This window comes from Streptomyces sp., assembly GCF_036524955.1.
Classification (GTDB): domain Bacteria; phylum Actinomycetota; class Actinomycetes; order Streptomycetales; family Streptomycetaceae; genus Actinacidiphila.
In genome coordinates this window covers 1-4,310 of the sequence record NZ_DATDBG010000017.1, presented here as the reverse complement: position 1 = coordinate 4,310, position 4,310 = coordinate 1, and the positions used below count along the sequence as shown (strand labels likewise).

Here is a 4,310-nt window from a genome sequence, read left to right as displayed (position 1 = left end):
CCCGGCGCGCCGGGACCGGGCCGCCGTCAACCACCTCGTCAGGTCCCCGCACCGAAGCCCGCACGGGTGGGGCTACGCCGGCCCGCCCCACGGCCTTGTGCGGCACCGCCTCGCCGCGGAGGACCCGGGCAGCCCCTGGGGCCGCGGCGCCGGCCGCTGCGTATTGCACGGCGGGGGCGCCCGCCCGTAACCCCGTGGGACGGACGACGGCCGCGACCAGCCGCTCGGGGTGCTCGGGGTGCTCGCGGTACTCCTCATCGTGCGCCGGAGCGGCCGGCACCTCCGCGGGGTGCCGTAATCGGGCGGCCTGGGCGCGTCCCCCGCACCACTCGATCACCGAGCGCTCCCCCGGGATCAGCACCCGCCCGGCCTGCAACGGCTCCTCCGCTTCGGGACACATCCAGTCGCCGAGGCCGGCCAGGAGACGGGTGACGGCGTTGCTCGTGGGCATGCGCTGACTTCTCCAGTCGGAGGGAGGACGGGCGGATGCTCTCATCGGGGATCGGAGCCGCGGCACGCCCTCTCGCTCTCGGCTCAACGAATGCACCGCTTTCCGCCGGGCCCACAACCGATGTCACTCCCCGTTCCGGCCGGAAGTTTTCCCTTTGCAACGGGCAGGGACGATACTCCCATAGCGACTCCTTGGCCAACCCTATTGGGATGGCCAAGGGCCATGGGACTTGACCGGATTGGCCTCTTCACGGGCCGTTCGCCCTCTGTTCTCCGGTGGCTGGAAAGGATGGGTTCCTGGCCGTTCGCCCACGCTGCGGGCCCGCGGGCCGTACGGCGGCGGGCGGCGCGGACGTGGCGTGCCGGCCACCCGGACCGCCGCGTCCGCGGTTCGGGGACGGGCCGCGCGAACCCCCGGGCGTTGGGCGCCGCCGATCCACCGGAGGGGAAGCCCGGAGGGAAAAGGCCAGAAAAAAAGAGAAGAAAGAGGCATCCGGCCGAAAAGGGAGGCATCACCGGGCCGAAAAAGGGAGCGCCGGATTTCCGTGTGCGCCGTGCGGCAGGCGGTTGCCTGACGAGCGTGGTTGTGGTGCCAGCGCCCCCGGACGTCCTCAGCAGGCTCAAGGCTCATCGTGGGACCCCGCACCTCGGCAACCCACACAGGACGCAACCCCACCCCGACCGGCACCGGCTCACCGGTCGGGCCGGGCGTCGGCCGGCAGCACGTCGACGGGCCCAGCGCCGCAGGTCCGCGGCCTGTTTAGCAAGTGGAAGCCCGGGCACCCGCCGGACATGGGAAGTTCGGCCGGAACGCTTGGGCTTCGCCACAGCGCGTGCGTGCCGGCCTGCGGCAATGGAGGACGGCCATGGCGAAGATCCTTACGGTACTTTATCCGGACCCCGTTGACGGGTACCCGCCCAGGTATGCCCGTACCGACATTCCCGTCATCACGGGCTATCCCGGAGGGCAGACAGCACCCACGCCGCAGGGACTCGACTTCACTCCGGGGGAGCTGGTCGGCTCCGTCTCCGGCGAACTCGGCCTGCGCCCGTTCCTGGAGAGCAGGGGCCACAGGCTGGTCGTCACCTCCGACAAGGAGGCGCCTGACTCCGTGCTGGACCTCGAGCTCCCCGACTCGGACGTGGTGATTTCACAGCCGTTCTGGCCCGCCTATCTCACCCCCGAGCGGATCGAACGTGCTCCGCGCCTGAAGCTGGCGATCACGGCGGGGATCGGCTCGGACCATGTGGACCTTCCGAGCGCCATCGAGCACGGCATCACCGTCGCGGAGATCACCCACAGCAACAGCATCAGCGTGTCGGAGCACGCGGTCATGCAGATCCTCGCCCTCGTCCACAACTACCTGCCCGCCCACGAGTGGGTGACTACCCGAAGAGGGTGGAACGTGGCCGACAGTGTGTCGCGGCACTACGACCTGGAGGGCATGGACGTCGGTGTCCTCGGTGCCGGACGGATCGGGTTGGCGGTGCTGCGCCGGCTCAAGCCGTTCGACGTGACGCTGCACTACTGCGACGTGCACAGGCTGCCGCCGGACCTCGAAAAGGAGCTGGGGCTGACCTGGCATCCCGATGCCCGCTCCCTGGCGGCCGCCGTCGACGTGCTCTCCATCCACGCCCCGCTGCACGCCAAGACGGTGAACCTTTTCGACGAAGAGCTGCTCGGCAGCATGAAGCGCGGGTCGTACATCGTCAACACGGCACGCGCGCTGATCGTCGACCGGGATGCCGTCGTACGCGCGCTGGAGAGCGGTCGGCTGGCCGGCTACGCCGGTGACGTCTGGTACCCCGAGCCTCCGGAGGAGGACCACCCGTGGCGCACCATGCCATACGAGGGCATGACACCGCACGTAGCCGGCTCGACGCTCTCCGCGCAAGCCAGGTACGCGGCCGGTGTCCGGGAGATCCTGGAGTGCTGGTTCGACAGCCGCCCCATCCGCCAGGAATACCTCATCGTGGAGGGCGGCAGGCTGACCGGGACCGGGGCACGCTCGTACACGGTCTGAGCAGGACAAGGGTGATACGACCTGCGCATCCACCTCTCCCTGGCCAGGGCGAGGTCCGCGGCCGCCCGCTCGCCGTCCCCGAGCCCGCGGCCTGGGTGCCGGCCGACCGGCCGCCCGAAGGGCAGGCCTCCCGTCCGCTACGGCCCAAACGGGCGCAGAAGGCGCTCGGCGGTCTTCACGTATGCCTGCCTCAGGCGTGCCGTCACGACGCTGTGCCGTCGGAGCCCCCTTCGTCGTGGCCTGTCGCCGCGCGCGGGTCGGCGAGTTCGGCGTGGATGTGGGCGACCGCCTCGCGCACCGCGGTCACCGGCAGGTCGGCCGTGGCGCCGCAGGCGTGGGAGCGTGATGAACGCAGCCGTTACGAGGGGGATTCCCCGGCGTCGACGGCATCCACGGGCACCCCGAGAGCGCGCAGGGCAGCGGTCTCCCCGGCGGGTGTGGCGGTGTCGGTGATGACCTCCTGGTAGAGGGCGGCGGTGCCGTAGGCGTACGTGGCGGTCTTGCCGAACTTCGAGTGGTCGGCAAGGAGCAGGGCCGAGTCCGCGGAGGCGAGCATGGCTTCCTTGACCTCCGCGTACTCGCGCAGGGGGTGGAAGAGCCGGCCCTCCAGGACGGCGGAGGCCGACGTCAGTACCAGGTCGGCGTGGATGCGGGCGAGGGCACGGGTGACGTCGGGTCCGGTGCAGGAGTTGAACTCGCCGTGGTAGCGGCCGCCGAGCAGGGTGACGATCACGCCGGACGCGACACCGAGGTGCTGGGCGAGGCCGACCGAGTTGGTGATCACGGTGAGCTGGTCGATCCCGGCCAGCATGTCGGCCAGCGGGAACAGGGTGGTGGAGTCGTCGATGAGCACGGTGCTGCCGGGTCTGATCCGGTCGGCGGCGGCAGCGCACAGGGCCGTCTTGACGGCGAGGTGGGTACCCTCCCGGAAGCGGGTGGCGGTCTCCATGGTCAGGGCGGGGAAGGCCACGGCGCGCCCGCGCACCTTCTGCAGCAGGTGGCGGGCGGCCAGGTCGTCGAGGTCCCGGTGCATGGTCATGAGGCTGACGTCGAACCGGGCGGCGAGGTCGTCGATGCGGGTCTCACCGCGTTCGGCGACGTGGTTCAGGACGTCCTGTCGGCGCTGCTCGACGGCGGTTTGGGACAGCCGTGGCCTGGACGTCACGTGCGCTCCTTCCCGTTCGCGACCCAGTGGTGGTCAGCTCGGCGTCGGACACACCACGGGTTTGATCGTCGCACGGTCCCGGGCGGCGGCGGTAAGTGAGTGCTCCGCCGCCTCCAGGCCGTACCGGTGGGTGATCAGCCGGTCCGGTTCCACTTCGCCGGAGGCCGTCAGCGCGATGGCGGTCGGCCAGGTGTTGGCGTACCGGAAGGTGCCGGTGACCTCGATCTCGAAGTTTTGCACATGGGTCAGGGGCAGCGGCACCACGTCGCCTCCCCCACCGACCAGCACGGCCCGGCCCGCCCGGCCCACGGTGCGGATCGCCTCGTCGACGGCGGCCGGGACGCCGGAGCACTCCAGCAGGACGTCGGGCTCGAAGCCGGCGTCCGCCAGGCGGGTGGCGGTGACGTCCACCGTCGCGGTGGCTCCCAGTTGCCGGGCCGGGTCGAGGCGGTGGGGCGCGATGTCGGTGACGACGACCTCGGTGGCGCCGAAGGCGCGGGCCGTCTGGGCGGCGATCAGCCCTAGGGACCGCGCCGGTGATCAGGACCCGTGAGCCGGGGCCGACACGGCCCTTGCGGCAGGCCCACACGCCCACGGACAGGGCTCCAGCAGGGCCGCGGTCTCGGCGGTGAGCGTGTCGGGGACAAGGTGGGCGAAGGCCTCGTCCACCG

At 71.3% G+C, this 4,310-nt stretch carries 3 protein-coding genes and 1 pseudogene; 1 reads left to right on the top strand and 3 read right to left on the bottom strand.

The features are described from left to right. Positions 1 to 451: pseudogene (locus tag VIW71_RS01530) on the bottom strand (hypothetical protein); the annotation flags it as partial. A gap of 865 nt (positions 452 to 1,316) precedes the next feature. Between VIW71_RS01530 and VIW71_RS01525 the strand changes: the two are divergent. Further along, positions 1,317 to 2,474, top strand: coding sequence for an NAD-dependent formate dehydrogenase (locus tag VIW71_RS01525; RefSeq protein WP_331619977.1), 1,158 nt, complete (start codon positions 1,317 to 1,319; stop codon positions 2,472 to 2,474). A gap of 358 nt (positions 2,475 to 2,832) precedes the next feature. Here the strand turns inward: VIW71_RS01525 and VIW71_RS01520 are convergent, their stop codons facing one another. Both VIW71_RS01520 and VIW71_RS01515 read right to left on the bottom strand, forming a co-directional pair. Continuing rightward, positions 2,833 to 3,639: a DeoR/GlpR family DNA-binding transcription regulator gene (locus VIW71_RS01520; protein WP_331619976.1), complete on the bottom strand. Its 807-nt coding sequence runs from the start codon at positions 3,637 to 3,639 to the stop codon at positions 2,833 to 2,835. 33 nt (positions 3,640 to 3,672) lie between these two features. Continuing rightward, on the bottom strand, positions 3,673 to 4,155 hold the full coding sequence (locus tag VIW71_RS01515; protein WP_331619978.1) for a zinc-binding dehydrogenase: 483 nt from the start codon (positions 4,153 to 4,155) through the stop codon (positions 3,673 to 3,675). Positions 4,156 to 4,310 lie beyond the last annotated feature (155 nt).